This window comes from Serratia sp. FGI94 (genome assembly GCF_000330865.1).
Lineage (GTDB): Bacteria > Pseudomonadota > Gammaproteobacteria > Enterobacterales > Enterobacteriaceae > Serratia_B > Serratia_B rubidaea.
Genome location: NC_020064.1, coordinates 1,642,997 through 1,664,753, shown reverse-complemented (window position 1 = coordinate 1,664,753; position 21,757 = coordinate 1,642,997). Strand labels below are relative to the sequence as shown.

Sequence of the window (21,757 nt, the reverse complement as noted above, 5' to 3'; positions counted from 1 at the left end):
ATGCGCATTGTGAAACTGCCGCCGCACTCCGTGGCCTTCCCTTCGCCGGAGGGCGCGTTGCGCGATCCTAACGGCCTGCTGGCCATCGGCGGCGATCTGAGCGCGCCGCGCCTGCTGGCCGCCTATCAGCGCGGGATTTTCCCCTGGTACTCGCCCGGCGAAGCGATCCTGTGGTGGTCGCCGGACCCGCGCGCGGTGCTGTACCCGGCCGAGCGCCATATCAGCCGCAGCTTCAGGCGTTTCCTGCGCGCGGCGCCGTTTCGCATTACGCTGAACCATGACTTCGCCGCGGTGATTGCCGCCTGCGCCGAGCGACCGCAGGACGGTACCTGGATCGGCCCGGAGGTGCAGCGCGCCTATCTGCATCTGCACCGCTTGGGCTACGCCCATTCGGTCGAGGTGTGGCAAGGCGATGAGCTGGTCGGCGGCATGTACGGCGTCGCTCAGGGCGCGCTGTTCTGCGGCGAATCCATGTTCAGCCGCGTCACCAACGCCTCCAAGTGTGCGCTGATGGCGTTTTGCCGTCATTTTGCCGCTTTTGGCGGGGAATTGATTGACTGTCAGGTGTTGAACGCGCACACTGCCTCGCTTGGCGCGAGGGAAATTTCCCGGCGCAGTTTTTTACAGCAGCTCAGCGAGCTTCAGCGCCGGCCGTTAGCGGCGGCGTGCTGGGCGGCGCAAGTGATACCCCCACAGCAGGTTGATCCGTCCTCACCGACAAACTAATTTGCGCAAACGGTGCATTGTTCACCGACACATCTTTACATAATGTGGGTTTTTCGGCATTATCTTGCCGGTTAAAAACTAAGGTAGTTACACCTAGAGGATTCGATGGCCAAAGAAGACAATATTGAAATGCAAGGCACCGTTCTTGATACGCTGCCGAACACCATGTTCCGCGTTGAATTGGAAAACGGGCACGTGGTTACCGCTCATATCTCCGGTAAAATGCGTAAAAACTATATCCGCATCCTGACGGGCGACAAAGTCACTGTAGAGCTGACCCCGTACGACCTGAGCAAAGGCCGCATTGTCTTCCGTAGCCGTTAATCGGCTGACCGGTCGCCAGCCAGTGGCGACGCAGAGGATGTAAATCCCGTCCTGAGCCCTTTCCGTTTACCCCCGCCGCAGCGTTCAACACTGAGTTGCAAGCGCGTAGGTAAACTGAGAGGGCTCACTCATTTCTCTGGCGCGCTGTTGCGCGCATAAAAAAAGCGATGCCGAAGCATCGCTTTTTCATTATTGCTGCATCACGCCGTTGGCGGATTAATGCACGCCCTCGTCCGCTTTGCGCTTCTGGGCGCTGAGGAAGTGGTAAGTCAGTTTCTGGGTATCCGGATCCAGTTCGACTTTCACCGAACCGCCATCCACCAGAGAACCGAACAGCAACTCATTCGCCAGCGGTTTCTTCAGGTTTTCCTGCATCACGCGCGCCATCGGCCGCGCGCCCATCGCACGGTCATAGCCTTTCACCGACAGCCAGTCACGCGCTTCGTCGCTGACCTCCAGCGATACGCCCTTGGCATCCAGCTGCGCCTGCAGTTCGACGATAAACTTGTCGACTACCTGCTGGATCACCGCCGTTGACAGATGGTTGAACCAGATAATGTTGTCCAGACGGTTGCGGAACTCCGGCGTAAACACCTTCTTGATCTCTTCCAGCGCGTCGATGCTGTTGTCCTGCTCAATCAGGCCGATGGATTTACGTTCCGTCTCGCGCACCCCAGCGTTGGTGGTCATCACCAGGATCACGTTGCGGAAGTCGGCCTTGCGGCCGTTGTTATCGGTCAGCGTCCCGTTGTCCATCACCTGCAGCAGCAGGTTGAACACGTCCGGGTGCGCCTTCTCGATCTCATCGAGCAGCACCACCGCATGCGGATGCTTGATCACCGCATCGGTCAGCAGGCCGCCCTGATCGTAGCCGACATAGCCCGGAGGCGCGCCAATCAGGCGGCTGACGGTGTGACGTTCCATATACTCGGACATATCAAAACGCAGCAGCTCGATATCCAGCGCCTTCGCCAGCTGCACCGTCACCTCGGTCTTACCGACGCCGGTCGGGCCGGCGAACAGGAAGGAACCGACGGGCTTGCGCTCGTGCCCCAGGCCGGCGCGGCTCATTTTGATCGCTTCCGTCAGCGCCTCGATAGCCGGATCCTGACCGAATACCAGCATCTTCAGGCGGTCGCCCAGGTTTTTCAGCACGTCGCGGTCGCTCGCCGAGACGGTTTTCTCCGGAATGCGCGCGATACGCGCCACCACGGATTCAATATCCGCCACGTTAACGGTTTTCTTGCGCTTGCTGACCGGCATCAGCCGGCTGCGCGCGCCGGCTTCATCAATCACGTCGATCGCCTTGTCCGGCAGGTGACGGTCGTTGATGTATTTCACCGACAGCTCCACCGCCGCACGCACCGCCTTGGCGGTATAGCGCACGTCGTGATGCGCTTCGTATTTGGTTTTCAGACCGTTGATAATCTGTACGGTCTCTTCCGGCGTCGGTTCGGTAATATCGATCTTCTGGAAACGGCGCGCCAGCGCGCGATCCTTCTCAAAGATATTGCTGAACTCCTGATAGGTGGTGGATCCGATCACCCGGATCTTGCCGCTCGACAGCAGCGGTTTGATCAGGTTGGCGGCGTCCACCTGCCCGCCGGAAGCCGCACCGGCGCCGATGATGGTATGGATCTCATCGATAAACAGGATGCTGTTCTGATCCTGCTCCAGCTGTTTAAGCAGCGCCTTGAAACGCTTCTCGAAGTCGCCGCGGTATTTGGTGCCCGCCAGCAGCGAGCCGATATCCAGCGAATACAGGGTGCAGTCCGCCATCACTTCCGGCACGTCGCCCTGCACGATACGCCACGCCAGCCCTTCGGCAATCGCCGTTTTCCCCACGCCCGACTCCCCCACCAGCAGCGGGTTGTTCTTGCGGCGACGGCACAGCACCTGAATGGCGCGCTCCAGTTCGCGGTCGCGGCCGACCAGAGGATCGATGCCGCCTACCCGGGCCAACTGATTGAGGTTGGTGGTGAAGTTTTCCATACGGTCTTCCCCTCCGGACTGCTCTTCGTTTATCGGGTTTTCCGCGTTGTTCGGCGCCTGGCCCGGTTCGTCTTTACGCGTCCCGTGCGAAATAAAGTTCACCACGTCCAGACGGCTGACGTCATGCTTACGCAGCAGATAGGCCGCCTGCGACTCCTGCTCGCTGAAAATCGCCACCAGCACGTTGGCGCCGGATACTTCGCTGCGGCCGGAGGACTGTACATGGAATACCGCACGCTGCAGCACGCGCTGGAAGCTGAGCGTCGGCTGGGTGTCGCGCTCTTCTTCGCTGGCCGGCAACGTCGGCGTGGTTTGTTCGATAAAGGCTTCCAGCTCCTGGCGCAACGCCGCCAGATCCACCGTACATGCCTCAAGCGCTTCTCGCGCGGCAGGGTTGCTCAGTAACGCCAGCAACAGGTGCTCCACGGTCATAAACTCGTGTCTGTGCTCACGCGCTCTGGCGAAAGCCATGTTGAGACTGAGTTCCAGTTCTTGATTGAGCATAAGCACCTCCCCAATAGATTGCCTTAATCAGGCTTTTTCCAGCGTACAAAGCAACGGATGCTCGTTCTCCCTCGCGTAACGGTTCACATGGACGACTTTGGTCTCCGCCACCTCGGCGGTAAACACACCGCAGATCGCCTTGCCTTGATAGTGCACCGTAAGCATCAGTTGCGTTGCGCGTTCAATATCATAAGAAAAGAACTTTTGCAGAACGTCAATCACAAATTCCATCGGAGTGTAATCGTCGTTGTTAAGTATAACTTTATACATTGACGGCGGTTTTACCGCATCGATTTGTTTTTCTTCGGCCAAGTGTTCAAAATTCAGCCAATCGTTGCTATTGCCCATCGCTGCTCATCTTCTCTTGTCTACCCCCAGATATGGGGACGCATTCAGGTTATTCAAACGGGGATATCTACTATTTTATCATCTTCGCCCTCGCTTCGCCGCAGGGAAAGCGCCGATAAAAACGGCGGCGATTGACGCCGGATGTATCGCAATAGCGTTACCTGCTTCAAACTTTGAGGAACTGCCGCCCCCTGTCAAAAGCCGATCGCTTGACGTGATGATCATATGTTCTAGAGTGTAATTTCGTGAGCTGCTGGTCTTTTAACCACTTTTTGCGCTCACCGAAAATCAGTTATTCATCTCACTTAAAATAGCGTTGCGAGGGATGTACAAACATGGAGACGGGTACTGTTAAATGGTTCAATAACGCCAAAGGTTTCGGCTTTATCTGTCCGGAAGGCGGTGGCGAGGATATTTTCGCTCATTATTCGACGATCAAAATGGATGGTTACCGGACGCTGAAAGCCGGCCAACAGGTCAGATTCGACGTGCATCAGGGCCCGAAAGGCAACCACGCCAGCCTGATTGAGCCGCTGGAAAGCGAAGCGGTGACCTGAAGGCGGCGCCATGCCGCCGCCCTACTAAAATGCCAGCCACATCCGTGACTGGCATTTTTCATCGCCGCAGGACAGGCCGACTATTCGCGCGCCAGCGCGTCAATCGGATTCAGGCGGGCGGCGTTGCGCGCCGGCAGGTAGCCGAACACCACGCCGATGGCGGTGGAACAGATAAACGCGCTGAGCAGCGCCACCGGCGGAAAGCTGATCTGCCAGCCCGGCAGCACCAGTTGCACCAGCAGGCCGATGGCCAACGACAAACCGATGCCCAGCGCGCCGCCTACCAGACACACCAGCACCGCTTCAATCAGGAACTGCTGCAGCACGTCGCCGGAGCGCGCCCCCACCGCCATGCGGATGCCGATCTCGCGCGTACGCTCGGTCACCGACACCAGCATGATATTCATCACCCCGATACCGCCGACCACCAGCGAAATCACCGCCACCAGCGTCAGGAACAGCTGCAGGGTGCGGGTGGTTTTTTCCGCGGTCTGCACCAGGCTGTCCATGTTGTAGGTGAAGAAGTCTTTCTTGCCGTGACGCAGCGTCAGCAGGCGCGTCAGCTGCTGCTCCGCTTCCTGGCTGTTATAGCCGTCGCGGATACGCACGGTAATCGAGTCAAAATAGGCGTTGCCCATCAGCCGGTTGGCCATGGTGCTGTACGGCACCCAGACGCTCAGGGTTTTGCTGCTGCCGAACATCGACTGCTTCTCCTGAGCGACGCCCACCACCGTCGCCGGCATATTACCGACCAGGATCACCTCACCGACCACCTCTTTCTGATGCGGGAACAGCCGGCGCTTGGTATTGGCGTCGATCACCACCACCTGCGCCTGCGACTGCACCTGCAGCGGATCGATACCGCTGCCCTGGCTGAAGGCCATGCCGTAGACGCGGAAAAACTGTTCGCTGACGCCGGAAACGTTAGCCGCCGCATCCACGTTGCCCATCCGCAGCCGCATGCTGCTGCTGATATTCGGCGACAGCGCGCCGACGTACGGCTGCTCGCGCAGCGCCTCGAGATCGTCATACTTCAACGACTGGCGATAGGCCGGATCGTCATCGCCGAAATCCTTGCCGGGATAGATATCGACCGTATTGGTGCCGATCGATTTGATATCCGCCAGCACCATCTGTTTGGCGGCGTCGCCGATCACCAGAATGGAAACCACCGAGGCGATGCCGATGATAATCCCCAGCATGGTCAGCATGGTGCGCATTTTATTCGCCGCCATCGCGCGCCAGGCCATCACCAGCGCTTCACGAAAACGTCCGCCCGCCTGCTGCCAGGAAGGCGCCGGCGCCGCCAGCTCCAGCGGCTTTGCCTGCGGGTTCGGCGCGCTGGCCGGCCTGGAGTCGTTGACGATCTCGCCGTCGCGGATCTCGATGATCCGCTCCGCCTGCTGCGCCACCGTCGGATCGTGCGTGACGATGATCACCGTATGCCCCTGCTCGCGCAGCTGCTTGAGGATCTGCATCACCTCTTCACCGGAGTGGCTGTCCAGCGCCCCGGTCGGCTCATCCGCCAAAATCACCTGGCCGCCGTTCATCAACGCCCGGGCGATACTGACGCGCTGCTGCTGCCCGCCGGACAGCTGGCTTGGCTGATAGGACACGCGCTCCCCCAGCCCCAGCCGCTGCAGCAGCGCCGTGGCGCGTTCACGCCGCGCCGCTTTGCCGACGCCGGCATACACCGCCGGCACCTCGACATTGTGCGCGGCGCTGAGGTGCGGCAGCAGATGGTAACGCTGGAAGATAAAGCCGAAATGTTCGCGTCGCAGGGCCGCCAGCGCGTCGCCGCTCAGCGTGGCCACATCCTGCCCCGCCACGCGGTAAGTGCCGGCGCTCGGCTTATCAAGGCAGCCGAGAATATTCATCAGCGTCGATTTGCCGGAGCCGGAAGCGCCGATAATCGCCACCATTTCGCCGGCGTCGATGCTCAGCGTCACGTTCTTCAGCACGTCGACGGTCTGTTCGCCGGATTGATAGCTGCGGCAGATCTCCGTCAGCTCAAGCAGCGCCGCCATCAGTTGGCCTCCGCGCCGCCGCGGTTAACGATCACCTCGTCGCCGACGCCAAGCCCTTTGACAATCTGCACGTCGATATTATTACGCATGCCGATGGTCACTTCGCGCTTCTCTTCCTTGCCCTGCTTCAGCAGCGACACATAGTAGCGGTTATCGGCAATCTGCTCGCCCAGCGCCGCCAGCGGGATCGCCAACGCCTGGCTGACGCCGCCCAGCTGAATATGCACCTGCGCGGTCATCTGCAGACGCAGCAGCCCCTGCGGATTCGGCACCTCAAAACGGGCATAGTAGAAAATGGCGTTGTTGACCTTCTCCGGCGTCGGCTGAATATCTTTCAGCACGCCGTCAAAGCGTTTGTTCGGATCGCCCAGCACGGTAAACCAGGCTTTTTGCCCCGGCTTCAGGTGAATAACGTCGGCTTCGGACACCTGCGCCTTCACCAGCATGGTGCTGAGATCGGCCAGCGTCAGAATGTTCGGCGCCTGCTGCGCCGCAATCACCGTCTGCCCCTGCAGGGTGGTGATCTGCACCACATCGCCGTCCATCGGCGCTTCGATGCGGGTATAGGCCAGGTTGATTTTGGCCGTATCCAGGCTGGCCTGGTTACGGGAAATTTGTGCTCGGATGCTCTCCACCTGCGCTTTTTTCACCGCCAGTTCGCTGGTGTACTTATCCAGATCCTGACGCGATACCGCCTGCACGCGCGACAGCGCGCGATTACGCTGCAGGGTGACCGCCGCCAGATGCTGTTCGGCCTGCGCCTGCTGCAGCTGCGCATGCAGTTCACGCAGCGCCGCCTCGCTTTCACGGATGCTGTTTTGCGCCTGCTGCGGATCGATCACCCCCAGCAGCTGGCCTTTTTTCACTTTATCGCCAATCTCGACCGTCAGGCTCTCCAGCTGGCCGCTGACCTGCGCGCCGACGTCAACCTTGCGCACCGCATCCAGCTGGCCGGTGGCAAGTACGTTTTGCTGCAGGTCTCGCTTGGCCACCTTCACCGTTTTATAGTCCACCGGCGCCGGCTGACGGAAATACCAGAAAGCCGCCGCGGCAATCACCACCAGCCCCACGATAACGATCGTCCTGCGTCGCAGACGTCCCATAAACTTCATAAAGCGGCCTATCCTTTTGTTTTTACCGGTAATGAGCGCGTATTGTTAACGGTCAGACGGGTAAATCCCCGCGATCCCGCGACGCGCGCCGTCGTCGATTAACGCGCACTATAACCGATCCTCTGCGATCAAATCACATATTCCCGGCGCGGAAAAACAAGACGGCCGGGATCGCTCCCGGCCGTGATTACGTGCGATAAACGTCTTATTTGCGCGTAAAGGTAAAATAGAGGGGAAAGGTATGCGGCGAATCCTGCTGCGCCTTCAGCACCAGCGGCGCATCCTTGTCGTCGCCATAGATAAGTTTTAATCTGGCGCTGTCTTTGATCGTGCTGTCAAAAATCTCCAAACCTGCCGACGACACCGCCACCTTAAAGCTTGAACAAACGCCGCTTAAATTGGTCGGTCCAAACACCTGGACTTCATAGATATCTTTTACCCCCGGCGCACTGTTGATACCGATATATTTAAAGGTACAAATGGTGCGCGCCTGACCCGGCGCAAAAGTGGCGGCAAAGTCCGTGCCATAGGCCCGATGGGTGCGCAGATATAAATTCCCGCCCGGCGCGATAAACGTCGAGGTGCAATCAAACAGATTCTTATTGAGGTAGCTATCCCGCAACGTTAACGTCGTACCAGAATGCAGCCACTGTGCGCCGTTCACTGAATTGGTCGCGACGCTGTACGAGTTCTTGTAATTAAGGGTGCAGCTATACAGCGAATGACCAACCAGACCGCCGACATAACCACAGTCAACATCGAGCCGGGCAAAAGGCGCGCCATAAAAGTCCAGGATAATATCAAAGTAGAAATTTTCTCCCTGCTGCGCGGTGCGCACTGCGGAAATAGCGCTGTGCCATGAGCCGGACGTTAATGTCTCCCCCGTAGCGAAAGAACTTTTGCCAGCGGAAACGTCATTTTTTTCAATGATAAGTACCTTATAAACGCCGGCCGTTTGCACATAAAAAGCCAGAACCTCGCCCGTCGCCGTGCCATTGCTAATCTCCGCACCGCGCGCCAGCCCGGTAAATGATCGGCTGGATAACGTCACCTCAGACAGGAAGCGTCCGTTGAAATCCGCATCGCCGGAGATCTGACTATATTGCGAACCATTACGCCACAGTGAACCGCCATAACGCATTTGCGTAATAAACCCGACAGAGAGTTTATGCCCTTCGGCAATGGGGTAATCGCCAGACGGCCCCCTGGCTAAATAAGCGCCCATATTACCTTGATACCAATAATCCCCGGTAATAAAGTTGGAGGCCGACGCATGCGTTTGCTGGCTGCAGTCATAAACAATATTACAGTTAATCGCCTTGCCGATATGAATGCGTGAGCCGCCGCATCCTTTCCCGCGGATAGAAACACCGTTAGCGCGCGTCTTGCCATTGATATAACCGATATGGATCTCAAGGCCGACCATTGAGCCGCCCTCTTTGCCAATCACAATCAGCGGCGTAGCATTTTTCCAGTCCGTATAGGTTGGGAAATTTTCATGCGCTTCCAGCGCGGCAAAACGCATTTCCAGGCCGCTAGTCCAGTTATCTATAATCAGCGGTGATTTAAACGCCAGCTGCTGGAACGACCACACTTTATTAAGATCGTTATTGATGGCATAAGCCAACGCCGCCTGCACCGCCGGCGTCCAGTCGCCCTCTGCGGTCACCAGGTGATAAAAATCCTCCACCAGCACCATATTATTCAGCTTGGCGGATGAGGCTACGCCGCTAATATCTACCCAGGCGTCGGGGGCAAATCCCCCCGTCGCTTCCGGCGTTGTTGCCGGCGCGACCACTTTCGGCAAGGCGCCCCGCCATGCCACGTATCCCCGGGTGCTTTCCAAATAGAGCACCTGATTGGCAGACTCCAGAGTAAAGCCATTTTTAAAATAGCCAACGGGAATATACCCGCCCCGACGAATTGCATCTTCATAACTGACCAATTTTTGCTTAGCCATATACGGCTCCTTTCTTACTGCGTTGAGGGAAACAGCAATGTAACCAGCAACTACGACAAGAAATACAAATCAGAAACCGACCATTAACCACACAACAACGTGATGCTCAGAGCCTTGCCAAACCAATATCGTTAAACCGCGGCTCAACGTAATGAATATTCCTAATCTTGCGTCGGGAATATTGAAGCGCCGTTTAGTGACCTCTTGATGAAATAGCGCCATTCAATACCGTCAAGGATTTCACCATGTCACAATTTAGCTATCCGCTCGTCGCCAGCCGGCCAATGAACGGCCAACGGTTAATGACCGCGCTGCTCAGCGGCAGCATGGCGCCCGCCCGCTGCTGGCGCAAAACCTCGTTTCGCCTGAAGTTCCTCAGCCGCTCGCTGCTGAACTGGCAAACCACCAGCGGGCTGATGAACACGCTGGCGGACAACCCGCTGCTGGAAAACATTCTGCACGCGCAGCCCAACCTGCCGTGCAAACTGCACCGTCCATATCTGGCGGCCAATATGAGCAAACTCGACGGTCTGTTTGCCCTGCGCGACCACTACGACCTGATCGCCCAGCGCATGCCGGGGAAAATGCTGCTCGGCCATCTGGGCGCGCAGCCGCTGGTGTTAAGCCGCGCGGAGGATAAAAACGGCGGGTCGGTAACGCTGGAGCTGGCGGCGATTGACAAGCTGAACAAGGAGGGGGAAACCACGCTGCTGCTGCGCAACGCCGCGGGCGTGATGCTGGCGGAAATCACCTTTACCCTGATGCACTTCCGGCAAAAGAGCACGCTGTTTATCGGCGGTCTGCAGGGGGCGAACGGCGACGTGCCACACAGCGTGATACAGCAGACCACCAAAGCCTGCCACGGCCTGTTCCCCAAGCGGCTGGCGCTGGAAGGAGTGTGTCATCTGGCGCGCCTGCTGGGGATCCAGCAGGTGGTGGCGGTCGGCAACGGCAGTCATATTTATCAGAACTGGCGCTATAAAAATAAAAAGCGCGACCTGCTGCACGCCGATTATGACCAGTTCTGGCTGTCAATGGCGGCCCGGCCGCTGCCCGGCGGCTACTTTCTGCTGCCGGCGCGTATCGCCCGCAAGCCGCTGGACGAGGTCGCCAGTAAAAAACGCGCGGAATACCGCCGCCGCTATCAGCTGCTGGACCAACTGGAGCAGGGGCTCGCCGCGCATTTTTCCCGTTGAGGCCGCCGCAGGCTAGTCGGCCCGGCCGCGCGCCAGCCAGATCACCCGCGAGAACATTTTTTTCAGCAGCGACGGCACCGCATCGGTACCCCACTCGCCCGCCTGCATCGCAACTTCGATCGCCAGATCCGGCTTCGAAGCGCGGTGCACCGCTTTCAGGATCACCTTGCGCATCGGCATCTGGGCGTTGATCGGCACCGCTGCCACCCGGTGATACACCGGGCTGAAGCCCTCTTTATACATAAAGTGTTCCATATCTGCCGCCGGCAGCGCGGTCAGGCGATCGCGCTCGTTATCCTCATGGTTGTCCAGCATGTTGCGCACGGTGTTGGCATACTTTCTGCCGGCCTCATCGCCATCCACCAGCGCATGCCACTCAATGCCCATCCGCCGGGCGAATTTCAGCAGGGGTTTTAAACCGCACTGGGCAAATTCAATTACCCGTACCCCTTCGGCCTCAAAATTATGGCCGCACTGCCGCGCCAGTTCGTTCAGCAGCCAGACTTCGGTCTCCCCTTCCACCAGCAGCCAGCAGCGGGCAAACAGCGAAGAAGGCCGGTTAAAACGGATATGGAAGGCAATGCGCCGGCTGTCCTCCGGCCCGAGGCCGCGCGCGCCCAGGCGATAGGTCGCCACCCGGCCGGACTCGCGCACCAGCCGGCAGACGTGCACCACCGGCACCAGCGACACCAGTTCGCTCGAGTTGGTGGTGGTGATGCGCTGCAGCGGCAGCTGATTCAGCAAGCCCCAGGCAACCGACAGCATAATCGGGTGCAGACGGGTTTCCGGATCCTCCACCAGCAGCAGCGGGCGCGCATGAGGCTCCAGCTTTACATTGCCCTTGGCCTGCAGCAGCGTCGAGAACATGCCGAGTAAAATCAAGCGCATGCTGCGACTGTTCGGCTCGGCCACCATGCGGTTGATATTATCGAGCGAACGCCAGGCCTGCTGCTCCTGCTGCCGGCGCTGCCGCCTTGGCCCGGCGGTTTGCGATCCCTGCTCGGAAAAATAGTGCTCCAGCAGCTGCTGCATCGCCGCCAGCCCCTGACGCAGTTCGCCGTTGGTCAGCTTTTGCGGGTTGCGCACCAGTTCACGCGTCAGCTGGTCCAGCTGCTGCGCCAATGCCTCGTTGTCGGCGGGCAGCCGGTCGCCGAGCGAACTGGGACGCAGACGCCGGATAAAGCGCGCATCGCGCAGCCGCAGCACCGGATGAATACGGATAATGCTGCGCACCAGCCGATCGATATGATGCAGCAGCAGCGGATTACCGTCGGCGTCCAGAAAGCTGCGCCAGGTGCATACCGTGTCGTCATCGGTCATCTCCCCTTCGCAGCGATAGTGGATCCGGCTCAGGCCGTCCTCCGCCTTGACCCACAGCGGCGATAAATGGCGATAGCGCGGCAGATGGGCATGGCCGATGTCCTTTTCGCAGAAGGTGAAAATAATCTGCAGGTAGCGCTCCTTGGCCGCTTCGTCGCCGGGCGGGAAGTGGAAATCATGCGTTTCGAAGCGATACAGCGTCTCTTCCGGCGCCAGCAGCAGCGTCAGGGCGTCCAGCAGGCTGGATTTGCCCCAGGCGTTTTCCCCGAGCAGCAGCGTGTTGTCATCCAGCGTCAGCGACAGCCGATTAATGCCACGGAAACCTACAATCTCAATGCGTTCTAAGTACATCTGTCGCCTCCCGTGCGAACCTTGGCCACTCTCTGTCGAATGACGACTCTGAGCATGGTCAACGATCCCCCCGCAGGTCAAGCAAAGGCGCGTAAATCTGCTACTTTACTCTGAAGAGGGTTTTGATTAGCCTGTTGCGGTCGCACGGCACTTGCCGCCGCGATTTAAGCAAGGAAATTATTGTCGTCATGTATTCAGGACTGTTGATCATTCTGGTGCCGCTGATTGCCGGCTACCTTATCCCGCTACGCAACCATAACTTTATCCAGAGCATCAACCGTCTGCTCAGCTGGATGGTGTACGTTATTCTGTTTTTAATGGGCATCAGCCTGGCGTTTCTGGAGAACCTCAGCAGTAACCTGCTGCTGATTTTCCAATACACCGCCGCCTTTTTCCTGTGCATTTTCCTTGCCAACGCGCTGGCGCTCTACCTGCTGGAGCGCAAACTGCCGTGGCGCAGCACGCATAAGCAGGAAAAACTGCCTTCGCGCCTGCATATGGTGCTGGAGTCACTGAAGCTGTGCGGCGTGGTGCTGATTGGCTTCCTGCTCGGCCTGACGCAGTGGCCCTGGCTGCACTACGCCACCGCCGGCAGCGAATACGCGCTGATTTTTCTGCTGTTCCTGGTGGGCATCCAGCTACGCAACAGCGGCATGACGCTGCGGCAGATTATCGTCAACCGCCGCGGCATGCTGGTCGGCGTGGCGGTGGCGATCAGCGCGCTGGCCGGCGGCGCGCTGGCGGCCTGGCTGCTGGGAATGCCGGTCAAGGCCGGGCTGGCGGTAGCTTCCGGCTTCGGTTGGTATTCGCTGTCCGCCATTTTGATCAGCGACGCCTACGGCCCGGTGCTCGGCAGCACCGCCTTCTTTAACGATCTGCTGCGCGAACTGGTGGCGATTATGCTGATCCCGACGCTGATCCGCCGCAGCCGCTCGACGGCGCTGGGCCTGTGCGGCGCCACTTCGATGGACTTCACCCTGCCGGTGCTGCAGCGCAGCGGCGGGCTGGAGATCGTGCCGCCGGCCATCGTCCACGGCTTTCTGCTGAGCCTGATGGCGCCGGTGCTGATCGCCCTGTTCTCCTAACCGTTGCCGGGGGCTTGCCCCCGGAATCGTTCTCATCCGCACGCGACTTTGCGTTAAATCAAACTTACCCCACTTTTCCGACAAAACCCTTTTTGCTGCTGCGGTTGCCGATCTATGCTCTTAAACAAGCATTTTAAATGCAACTTTAAAAAGGACGCGATTATGTTTTGTGTGCAATGTGAACAAACCATCCGAACCCCGGCCGGCAACGGCTGCTCTTATGCGCAGGGCATGTGCGGCAAAACCGCCGAAACCTCCGACCTGCAGGATCTGCTGGTCGCCGCGCTGCAGGGCCTGTCCGCCTGGGCGCTGCAGGCGCGCGCGCTGGGGATTATCGACCATCAGACCGACAGCTTCGCCCCGCGCGCCTTCTTTTCCACGCTGACCAACGTCAACTTCGACTCGGCGCGCATTATCGGCTACGCGCGGGAAACCATCGCGCTGCGCGATACGCTGGCGGCGCGCTGCCGCCTGCTGGAGCCGTCGGTCACGGTCGACCATCCGTTGGCGGCGCTGCAGCTGGCCGGCGACGATATCGACAGCCTGCAACAGCAGGCGGCGCAGTTCGCCCTCGATCGGGATAAGGCCGAGGTGGGCGACGACGTACACGGCCTGCGCATGCTGTGCCTGTACGGCCTCAAAGGCGCCGCTGCCTATATGGAGCACGCGCACGTGCTTGGCCAGTATGACGATGCCATTTACGCCCAGTATCACGGGCTGATGGCCTGGCTGGGCACCCAGCCGCACGATGTTGACACCCTGCTGAACAACGCCATGGCCATCGGCCATATGAACTTCGGCGTAATGGCGATCCTCGACCGCGGGGAAACCGAGGCGTACGGCGATCCGCAGCCGACCGCGGTCAACGTGCGGCCGCTGGCCGGCAAAGCGATTTTGATTTCCGGCCACGACCTGAAAGATTTACGTATGCTGCTGGAGCAGACCGAAGGTCAGGGAGTAAATATCTATACTCACGGCGAAATGCTGCCGGCGCACGGCTATCCGGAGCTGAAAAAATTCAAGCATCTGGTCGGCAACTACGGCAGCGGCTGGCAAAACCAGCAGGTGGAGTTCGCCAAATTCCCCGGCCCGATCGTCATGACCTCCAACTGCATTATCGACCCGAACGTCGGCCATTACGGCGACCGCATCTGGACCCGCAGCATCGTCGGCTGGCCGGGCGTCAATCACCTGGAGGGCGACGACTTCTCTGCGGTTATCCGTCAGGCGCAGGGTATGGCCGGTTTCCCCTACAGCGAAATCGAACAGCTGATCACCGTGGGCTTCGGCCGCCAGACGCTGCTTAACGCCGCCGATACGGTGATCGACCTGGTCAGCCGGAAAAAGCTGCGCCACGTATTTCTGGTCGGCGGCTGCGACGGCAGCCGCGGCGAACGCAGTTACTACACCGACTTTGCCCGCGCGGTGCCGCAGGACTGCCTGATCATGACGCTGGCGTGCGGCAAATACCGCTTCAACAAACTGGACTTCGGCACGCTGGAAGGCCTGCCGCGTCTGCTGGACGTCGGCCAGTGCAACGACGCTTATTCGGCGATTATGCTGGCGGTGAAGCTGGCGGAGAAGTTGGGCTGCGGCGTCAACGACCTGCCGCTCAGCCTGGTGCTGTCGTGGTTTGAACAAAAAGCGATCGTTATTCTGCTGACGCTGCTGGCGCTGGGGGTGCAAAACATCTTTACCGGCCCGACCGCGCCGGGCTTCCTGACCGATAACCTGCTGGCGATCCTCAACGATAAGTTCGGCATGCGTCCGATCACCCGCGTAGAGCAGGATCTGCAGGCCATTCTGGGCTGATTGTGTTGTTTTTCCGGGGCGGCGGCGTCCGCCCCTTCCGCAGTGAGGTGCCTTATGAGCCAACCCCATCCTTTGTGTCCGAACCGCATGCAGGTGCACTCCATCCGGCAGGAAACCGCCGACGTCTGGACGCTGAACCTGATCTGCCACGATTTTTATCCCTATCTGCCCGGCCAGTTCGCGCTGGTCAGCATCCGCAACAGCGAAGAGACCCTGCGCGCCTACACCCTTTCCTCCTCGCCGGGGCTCAGCCCGTTTCTCAGCATCAGCGTGCGCTGCCTGCCGGACGGCACCGGCTCGCGCTGGCTGACGCAGGAGGTGCGGCCCGGCAATACGCTGTGGCTGTCCGACGCGCAGGGCGAGTTCAGCTGCGTTTCTCACCCCGCCGAGCGCTATTTGATGCTGGCCGCCGGCTGCGGCGTCACGCCGATTATCTCGATGTGCCGCTGGCTGGCGGCGTACCGCCCGGCGTGCGATGTGCAGGTGATCTTCAGCGTCCGCCATCCGGAGGAGGTGATTTTTGCCGAACAGTGGCGGCAACTGTGCGCCGCACACCCGTCGCTGAACCTGACGCTGATGGCCGAGCATCAGGCGCCGCCCGGCTTTCTCAGCGGACGCATCAGCGACGCGGTGCTGCGGCAGTGCGTGCCGGATATCGCCGAGCGCCGGGTGATGACCTGCGGCCCTGCGCCCTATATGGCGCAGGTTGAGCAGCTGTGCCTGGCGCTGGGGGTTCCGCCCGCGCGTCTGCATAAGGAGCAGTTTCACACGCCGGCGGAAAACGCCGGGCCGTCGGACAATACGCTGGCGCTGCGCATCGGCCAGCCGCTGCGGGAGTTCCGCGTACCGGTCGGCAGCACGCTGCTGGCGGCGCTGGAATCCCATCGCCTGCCGGTGACCGCCGCCTGCCGCGCCGGCGTCTGCGGCTCCTGCAAAACCCGCATACTCGACGGCGACTATAGCGTCAGCAGCACCATGACGCTGACGCCGGCAGAGATCGCCCAGGGCTATGTGCTGGCCTGCAGCTGCCAGCTGCAGGGCGATGTCACCCTCGCCTGAACACCTCGCCCCGTTTCCGGCGGGGCACTTATTGGCGCAAACTATTCTTCATCCCGTTCTATTGTAATTCACGCAGCTTGCTAAGCTGAGAAGACCTTTTCTACCCTAAATAATTCGAGTGACAGGAAGGCGGCAAGAGCAGGGATCACGATGCGCTGGCTCAGGTCAGTGATTCGGATGACTGAACGCGGTCAACACCCCCGTCACTTGAAGTATGACGGGTATCTATCCCGCCGTTAAGCGACGGGGTTATCACATCACTGGGGGAACCATGAAGCAAACCGTAGCCACATTGATTGCCAAAACCCTGGACCAGGCGGGCGTAAAACGCATTTGGGGCGTCACCGGCGACTCGCTGAACGGCCTGAGCGACAGCCTGCACCGCATGGGGACGATTGAATGGCTGGGCACCCGCCACGAGGAAGTGGCCGCCTTCGCCGCCGGCGCGGAGGCGCAGCTGACCGGTGAACTGGCGGTGTGCGCCGGCTCCTGCGGACCGGGCAACCTGCACCTGATCAACGGCCTGTTCGACTGCCACCGCAATCACGTGCCGGTGCTGGCGATCGCCGCCCACATTCCTTCCAGCGAGATCGGCAGCGGCTACTTCCAGGAAACCCATCCGCAGGAGCTGTTCCGCGAATGCAGCCACTACTGCGAACTGGTCTCCAACCCGGAACAGCTGCCGCGCGTGCTGGAGATCGCCATGCGCAAGGCAATCCTTAACCGCGGCGTGTCGGTGGTGGTGCTGCCCGGCGATGTGGCGCTGCGCATGGCGCCGGAAGACGCCGGGGTGGTCTGGCAGACCCCGGCGCTGCCGCTGGTGCAGCCGCCGATGAGCGAGCTTAATCGGCTGGCGGAAACGCTGAACGGGGCGAAAAATATTACCCTGATGTGCGGCAGCGGCTGCGCCGGCGCCCACGATGAGGTGGTGAAGCTGGCTGAACTGCTGCAGGCACCGATCGTACATGCGCTGCGCGGCAAAGAGCATATCGAATGGGACAACCCGTACAGCGTCGGCATGACCGGCCTGATCGGCTTCTCCTCCGGCTATCACGCCATGATGAACGCCGACACGCTGGTGCTGCTCGGCACCCAGTTCCCCTACCGCGCCTTTTATCCCACCAACGCCACGATCGTCCAGGTGGATATCAACCCCGGCAGCATCGGCGCGCACTGTCCGGTCAATATGGCGCTGGTGGGCGATATCAAAACCACCCTTGCCGCCCTGCTTCCGCAGCTGGAGGCCAAGAGCGACGATAAATTCCTCAACAAGGCGCTGGAGCACTACCGCAGCGCACGCCAGGATCTCGACAGCCTGGCGACCTGCAACGATAGCCAGCCGATTCACCCGCAGTATCTGGCGCAGCAAATCAGCCGCCATGCCGACGACGACGCCATTTTCACCTGCGACGTCGGCACGCCGACCGTCTGGGCGGCCCGCTACCTGCAGATGAACGGCAAACGCCGGCTGCTCGGCTCGTTTAACCACGGCTCGATGGCCAATGCGATGCCGCAGGCCATCGGCGCACAGGCCACCGCGCCGGATAAGCAGGTGGTGGCGCTGTGCGGCGACGGCGGCTTTACCATGCTGATGGGCGACTTTTTATCGCTGGCGCAGCTGCAGCTGCCGGTTAAAGTGGTGGTGTTTAATAACAGCGTGCTGGGGTTTGTGGCGATGGAGATGAAGGCCGGCGGCTACCTGACCGACGGCACGGATCTGCATAACCCGGACTTCGCCGCCATCGCCAACGCGGCCGGCATTAAAGGCTTCCGGGTTGAAAAAGCCTCGGAGCTGAACGGCGCCCTGCAGGCGATGCTGGCGCACCCCGGCCCGGCGCTGCTCGACGTGGTGACCGCCAAACAGGAGCTGGCGATGCCGCCGCAGATCAAATTCGAACAGGCCAAAGGGTTCAGCCTGTATATGCTGCGCGCCATCATTAACGGCCGCGGCGACGAAGTGGTCGAACTGGCCAAAACCAACTGGCGGCGTTAATCCGCCCTGCCGGCGGCGCAGCCTGCTGCGTCGCCCTTAACCGTTGAAAGGATACCCATGCTGATCGATCTCCGCAGCGATACCGTTACGCAGCCCACGGCCGCCATGCGCCAGGCGATGGCCAGCGCCGAAGTGGGCGACGACGTTTACGGCGATGACCCTACGGTCAACGCGCTACAAAACGAAGCGGCGCGCCTGGCCGGCAAAGAGGCGGCGCTGTTTCTACCCAGCGGCACCCAGGCCAATCTGGTGGCGCTGCTCAGCCACTGCCAGCGCGGTGACGAATATCTCGTCGGCCAGCAGGCGCACAACTACAAATACGAAGCCGGCGGCGCGGCGGTGCTGGGCGGCATTCAGCCGCAGCCGATCGAGGCCGACGACGACGGCACGCTACCGCTGGATAAGGTCGCCGCCGCCATCAAACCCGACGATATTCACTTTGCCCGCAGCCGGCTGCTGAGCCTGGAGAACACCATCAGCGGCAAAGTGCTGCCGCTCGCCTATCTGGAACAGGCGTGGCAGTTCAGCCGCGAGCGGCGGCTGGCGCTGCATATCGACGGCGCGCGCATTTTCAACGCCGCGGTGGCGCTCAATATGCCGCTGCACAAGATCGTGCAATACTGCGACACCTTCACCATCTGCCTGTCCAAAGGGCTGGGTGCGCCGGTGGGATCGCTGCTGTGCGGCAGCGCCGAATTTATTCAGCGCGCCAACCGCTGGCGCAAAATGACCGGCGGCGGCCTGCGTCAGGCCGGCATTCTGGCGGCGGCCGGCCGCCATGCGTTAGAACACCACGTCGCCCGGCTGCAGGAGGACCACGACAACGCCCGCTGGCTGGAGCAGCAGCTGCGCGACATCGGGCTGACGATTGCCGGTGCGGGCGCCCAGACCAACATGTTGTACATCCGGCAGTCTGCCGAACAGGCGGCGCAGCTCGGCCCGTGGATGCGCGAGCGCGGCGTGCTGATCGGCAGCGGGCCGCTGACGCGCCTGGTCACCCACCTCGACGTCAGCCGACGGGATCTGCAACAGGTGGTCGAGCTGTGGCGCGAGTTCCTGCAGCGGCACGGCGGCTGACTCAGCCGGCCGCCTCCCCGATCGCCTGCACAAAGCGCCGGGTGATCTGCTGAGGACGGGTGATCGCGCCGCCGACCACCACCGCGTGCGCTCCCAGCGTCAGGCAGCGGGCGGCCATGTCAGGCGTAGCCACATTACCCTCGGCGATCACCGGCCGCTTCACCGCGGCCAGCACCTGGCGCAGAAAACGGAAATCCTCCTGCGCCAGCGTCTGCCCGCGCGTTTCGGCGGTATAGCCGTGCAGCGTGGTGCCAATGCAGTCAAACCCCAGCTCATCGGCGGATACCGCCTCCGCCAGCGTGGCGATATCCGCCATCAGCAACAGCTGCGGGTATTTGGCGCGGATGGCCGCCACCAGCTCCGCCAGCGCAACGCCGCCCGGGCGCGAATAGGCGGTGGCGTCCAGCGCAATCATCTGCGGCCCCACGCTCATCAGCTCATCGACTTCCGCCAGGGTTGGCGTGATATAGACCGCGCTGTCGGCATAATCGCGCTTGATAATGCCGATCACCGGCAGCGTCACCGCGCGCATAATCGCCTTCACGTCCTCTGCGCTATTGGCGCGGATCCCCGCCGCCCCGCCGACCTCCGCCGCTACCGCCATACGCGCCATAATATAATCACTGTGCAGAGGCTCTCCCTCCAGCGCCTGGCACGAGACCACCAGCCGGCCCTTAATCTGCTGCAACATGGAAACCGTCATACGTCCAATAACTCCTCTACGTCGTTTTTAATGATGGTGACGTGCGGGCCGTAAATCACCTGCACGCCTTTACCGCGTACGATCACCGCCCGCGCGCCGCTGGCTTTCAACGCCGCCTCATCAACCTGCCGGCTGTCCTGCAGCGTGACGCGCAGCCGCGTGGCACAGCAATCAAGCTGGACAACGTTGTCCTTGCCGCCCAGCGCGGCCAGAATTTGCTGCGCGCGCGCCGACGCCGGCTGTGCGGTTTCGACCACCTCATCATCGCCGCGGCCCGGCGTTTTGAAATTGAAACGGACGATCAGAAAACGGAAGGTGACGTAATACAGCAGGAACCACGGAATACCGACCAGCGGCACCCGTAGCCAGTGGGTTTTGGCATCGCCCTGTAACACGCCGAACAGCATAAAGTCGATAAACCCGCCGGAGAACGTCTGCCCGATGGTGATGTGCAGCATATGCGCCGCCATAAAGGCCAGGCCGTCGAACACCGCATGCACCACATACAGCGCCGGCGCAATAAACAGGAAAGAGAATTCAATCGGCTCGGTGATGCCGGTCAGGAACGAGGTCAGCGCCGCCGACAGCAGCAGCCCACCCACCCGCCGGCGGTGCTGCGGTTTGGCGGTGTGGTACAGCGCCAGACAGGCGCCGAGCAGGCCGAACATCATGGTAATAAAGCGGCCGGACATAAAGCGCGCGGTTCCCAAATAAAACTGCTGGGTGGACGGGTCAGCCAACTGGGCGAAGAAAATGCGCTGGGTGCCTTCCACCAGTTGCCCCTGCACCATCTCGCTGCCGCCGAGCGCCGTGGTCCAGAACGGCAGGTAGAAGATATGGTGCAGCCCAAAGGGGCCGAGCATGCGCAGCACAAATCCGTAGATAAAAGTGCCCAGATAGCCCGTAGCGTCCACCAGCGCGCCCAGCGCCGCGATCGCCTGCTGAACGTGCGGCCACACCACCGTCATCAACGCGCCTACCCCCATCGCCGCCAGCGAACTGATAATCGGAATAAAACGGGAACCGCCGAAGAACCCCAGAAACTGCGGCAGCGCGATCTTGTGGTAACGCCCGTGCAAGTAACCGGTCACCAGGCCGATCACCACGCCGCCAAACACGCCGGTTTCCAGCGTCTGAATCCCCAGAATCACGCCCTGCCCGACGGCGCCGGGACTCTCCGCCGCCAGCGCGCCGTCGATCTTGAGCAGTGCGTTGATGGTGGCGTTCATCACCAGATAGGCGATCAGCGCCGCCAGCCCGGCGGTGCCCTTATCCGTACGGGCAATGCCCACCGCTACGCCGACGGCGAACAGCAGCGCCAGGTTGGCAAAAACGATCGCGCCGGCGCTGCTCATTACGGTGAACACCCCCTGCAGCCAGCCAACGTTAAGAAACGGATAGGCCGCCACGCTGTTCGGGTTCGACAGCGCGCCGCCGATGCCCAGCAGCAGCCCGGCCGCGGGCAGCACGGCGATCGGCAGCATAAATGATTTACCAAACAGCTGGGCCTTCTCAAACCAGCCGCTGGACGATGACTCCCCGGTACCTGACATAAATTTTCCTCAATTATCGTTTTTATTGATGAAAATTTTTACCACAACAAAACACAAA

At 60.7% G+C, this 21,757-nt stretch carries 17 protein-coding genes; 9 read left to right on the top strand and 8 right to left on the bottom strand.

Annotated elements, in window-relative coordinates:
* Both aat and infA read left to right on the top strand, forming a co-directional pair.
* Positions 1-726, top strand: a complete 726-nt coding sequence (aat, locus tag D781_RS07670) for a leucyl/phenylalanyl-tRNA--protein transferase (protein ID WP_015671740.1) — start codon at positions 1-3, stop codon at positions 724-726.
* Between the two features lie 105 nt (positions 727-831).
* Positions 832-1,050 carry a translation initiation factor IF-1 gene (gene infA / locus D781_RS07665; protein WP_002211347.1) on the top strand — a complete coding sequence of 73 codons (219 nt, stop codon included), beginning with the start codon at positions 832-834 and terminating at the stop codon, positions 1,048-1,050.
* Positions 1,051-1,266: 216 nt separating this feature from the next.
* On the opposite strand, the gene clpA is transcribed toward infA, so the two are convergent.
* Together clpA and clpS are read right to left on the bottom strand one after the other, a co-directional pair.
* On the bottom strand, positions 1,267-3,546 hold the full coding sequence (clpA, locus tag D781_RS07660) for an ATP-dependent Clp protease ATP-binding subunit ClpA (protein WP_015671739.1): 2,280 nt from the start codon (positions 3,544-3,546) through the stop codon (positions 1,267-1,269).
* A 27-nt stretch (positions 3,547-3,573) separates the two neighbouring features.
* Positions 3,574-3,894, bottom strand: coding sequence for an ATP-dependent Clp protease adapter ClpS (gene clpS / locus D781_RS07655; protein WP_015671738.1), 321 nt, complete (start codon positions 3,892-3,894; stop codon positions 3,574-3,576).
* 335 nt (positions 3,895-4,229) lie between these two features.
* Here clpS and cspD point away from each other — a divergent pair, with 335 nt between their 5' ends.
* Positions 4,230-4,451 (top strand): cold shock-like protein CspD, encoded by a 222-nt coding sequence (gene cspD / locus D781_RS07650; protein WP_015671737.1) that lies wholly within the window; start codon positions 4,230-4,232, stop codon positions 4,449-4,451.
* Positions 4,452-4,531: 80 nt separating this feature from the next.
* On the opposite strand, the gene macB is transcribed toward cspD, so the two are convergent.
* From macB to D781_RS07635, 3 genes are all read right to left on the bottom strand, one after another.
* Complete coding sequence (macB, locus tag D781_RS07645; protein WP_015671736.1) at positions 4,532-6,478, bottom strand: macrolide ABC transporter ATP-binding protein/permease MacB; 1,947 nt, start codon at positions 6,476-6,478, stop codon at positions 4,532-4,534.
* A complete protein-coding gene (gene macA / locus D781_RS07640; RefSeq protein ID WP_015671735.1) occupies positions 6,478-7,590 on the bottom strand; it encodes a macrolide transporter subunit MacA in 1,113 nt (370 codons plus the stop codon). The genes macB and macA overlap by 1 nt, the downstream gene beginning before the upstream one ends.
* 205 nt (positions 7,591-7,795) lie before the next feature.
* A complete protein-coding gene (locus D781_RS07635) occupies positions 7,796-9,550 on the bottom strand; it encodes a hypothetical protein (protein ID WP_015671734.1) in 1,755 nt (584 codons plus the stop codon).
* A gap of 245 nt (positions 9,551-9,795) precedes the next feature.
* Here D781_RS07635 and D781_RS07630 point away from each other — a divergent pair, with 245 nt between their 5' ends.
* Positions 9,796-10,746: a VirK/YbjX family protein gene (locus tag D781_RS07630; RefSeq protein WP_015671733.1), complete on the top strand. Its 951-nt coding sequence runs from the start codon at positions 9,796-9,798 to the stop codon at positions 10,744-10,746.
* A gap of 12 nt (positions 10,747-10,758) precedes the next feature.
* On the opposite strand, the gene D781_RS07625 is transcribed toward D781_RS07630, so the two are convergent.
* Entirely contained in the window at positions 10,759-12,417 is a 1,659-nt protein-coding gene (locus tag D781_RS07625) for an ATP-dependent endonuclease (RefSeq protein WP_015671732.1), read from the bottom strand.
* Positions 12,418-12,605: 188 nt separating this feature from the next.
* Between D781_RS07625 and D781_RS07620 the strand changes: the two genes are divergently transcribed.
* The 5 genes from D781_RS07620 (at position 12,606) to ltaE (ending at position 19,443) form a co-directional block, all read left to right on the top strand.
* Positions 12,606-13,502 carry a lysine exporter LysO family protein gene (locus tag D781_RS07620; protein ID WP_015671731.1) on the top strand — a complete coding sequence of 299 codons (897 nt, stop codon included), beginning with the start codon at positions 12,606-12,608 and terminating at the stop codon, positions 13,500-13,502.
* 162 nt (positions 13,503-13,664) lie between these two features.
* Positions 13,665-15,314 (top strand): hydroxylamine reductase, encoded by a 1,650-nt coding sequence (gene hcp / locus D781_RS07615; protein ID WP_015671730.1) that lies wholly within the window; start codon positions 13,665-13,667, stop codon positions 15,312-15,314.
* A gap of 54 nt (positions 15,315-15,368) precedes the next feature.
* Positions 15,369-16,373 carry an NADH oxidoreductase gene (gene hcr, locus D781_RS07610; RefSeq protein WP_015671729.1) on the top strand — a complete coding sequence of 335 codons (1,005 nt, stop codon included), beginning with the start codon at positions 15,369-15,371 and terminating at the stop codon, positions 16,371-16,373.
* Positions 16,374-16,644: 271 nt separating this feature from the next.
* Entirely contained in the window at positions 16,645-18,366 is a 1,722-nt protein-coding gene (poxB, locus tag D781_RS07605; protein ID WP_015671728.1) for a ubiquinone-dependent pyruvate dehydrogenase, read from the top strand.
* 57 nt (positions 18,367-18,423) lie between these two features.
* Positions 18,424-19,443 carry a low-specificity L-threonine aldolase gene (ltaE, locus tag D781_RS07600; RefSeq protein WP_015671727.1) on the top strand — a complete coding sequence of 340 codons (1,020 nt, stop codon included), beginning with the start codon at positions 18,424-18,426 and terminating at the stop codon, positions 19,441-19,443.
* 1 nt (position 19,444) lies between these two features.
* On the opposite strand, the gene D781_RS07595 is transcribed toward ltaE, so the two are convergent.
* Positions 19,445-20,146: an N-acetylmannosamine-6-phosphate 2-epimerase gene (locus D781_RS07595; RefSeq protein ID WP_015671726.1), complete on the bottom strand. Its 702-nt coding sequence runs from the start codon at positions 20,144-20,146 to the stop codon at positions 19,445-19,447.
* Positions 20,143-21,699, bottom strand: a complete 1,557-nt coding sequence (locus tag D781_RS07590) for a PTS transporter subunit EIIC (RefSeq protein WP_015671725.1) — start codon at positions 21,697-21,699, stop codon at positions 20,143-20,145. Before D781_RS07590 ends, D781_RS07595 begins: the two co-directional genes overlap by 4 nt.
* Positions 21,700-21,757: the final 58 nt, after the last annotated feature.

Coding starts and splice junctions, on each gene's coding strand:
- aat (WP_015671740.1), top strand. CDS start 1: ATGCGCATTGTGAAACTGCCGCCGCACTCCGTGGCCTTCCCTTCGCCG.
- infA (WP_002211347.1), top strand. CDS start 832: ATGGCCAAAGAAGACAATATTGAAATGCAAGGCACCGTTCTTGATACG.
- clpA (WP_015671739.1), bottom strand. CDS start 3,546: ATGCTCAATCAAGAACTGGAACTCAGTCTCAACATGGCTTTCGCCAGA.
- clpS (WP_015671738.1), bottom strand. CDS start 3,894: ATGGGCAATAGCAACGATTGGCTGAATTTTGAACACTTGGCCGAAGAA.
- cspD (WP_015671737.1), top strand. CDS start 4,230: ATGGAGACGGGTACTGTTAAATGGTTCAATAACGCCAAAGGTTTCGGC.
- macB (WP_015671736.1), bottom strand. CDS start 6,478: ATGGCGGCGCTGCTTGAGCTGACGGAGATCTGCCGCAGCTATCAATCC.
- macA (WP_015671735.1), bottom strand. CDS start 7,590: ATGAAGTTTATGGGACGTCTGCGACGCAGGACGATCGTTATCGTGGGG.
- D781_RS07635 (WP_015671734.1), bottom strand. CDS start 9,550: ATGGCTAAGCAAAAATTGGTCAGTTATGAAGATGCAATTCGTCGGGGC.
- D781_RS07630 (WP_015671733.1), top strand. CDS start 9,796: ATGTCACAATTTAGCTATCCGCTCGTCGCCAGCCGGCCAATGAACGGC.
- D781_RS07625 (WP_015671732.1), bottom strand. CDS start 12,417: ATGTACTTAGAACGCATTGAGATTGTAGGTTTCCGTGGCATTAATCGG.
- D781_RS07620 (WP_015671731.1), top strand. CDS start 12,606: ATGTATTCAGGACTGTTGATCATTCTGGTGCCGCTGATTGCCGGCTAC.
- hcp (WP_015671730.1), top strand. CDS start 13,665: ATGTTTTGTGTGCAATGTGAACAAACCATCCGAACCCCGGCCGGCAAC.
- hcr (WP_015671729.1), top strand. CDS start 15,369: ATGAGCCAACCCCATCCTTTGTGTCCGAACCGCATGCAGGTGCACTCC.
- poxB (WP_015671728.1), top strand. CDS start 16,645: ATGAAGCAAACCGTAGCCACATTGATTGCCAAAACCCTGGACCAGGCG.
- ltaE (WP_015671727.1), top strand. CDS start 18,424: ATGCTGATCGATCTCCGCAGCGATACCGTTACGCAGCCCACGGCCGCC.
- D781_RS07595 (WP_015671726.1), bottom strand. CDS start 20,146: ATGACGGTTTCCATGTTGCAGCAGATTAAGGGCCGGCTGGTGGTCTCG.
- D781_RS07590 (WP_015671725.1), bottom strand. CDS start 21,699: ATGTCAGGTACCGGGGAGTCATCGTCCAGCGGCTGGTTTGAGAAGGCC.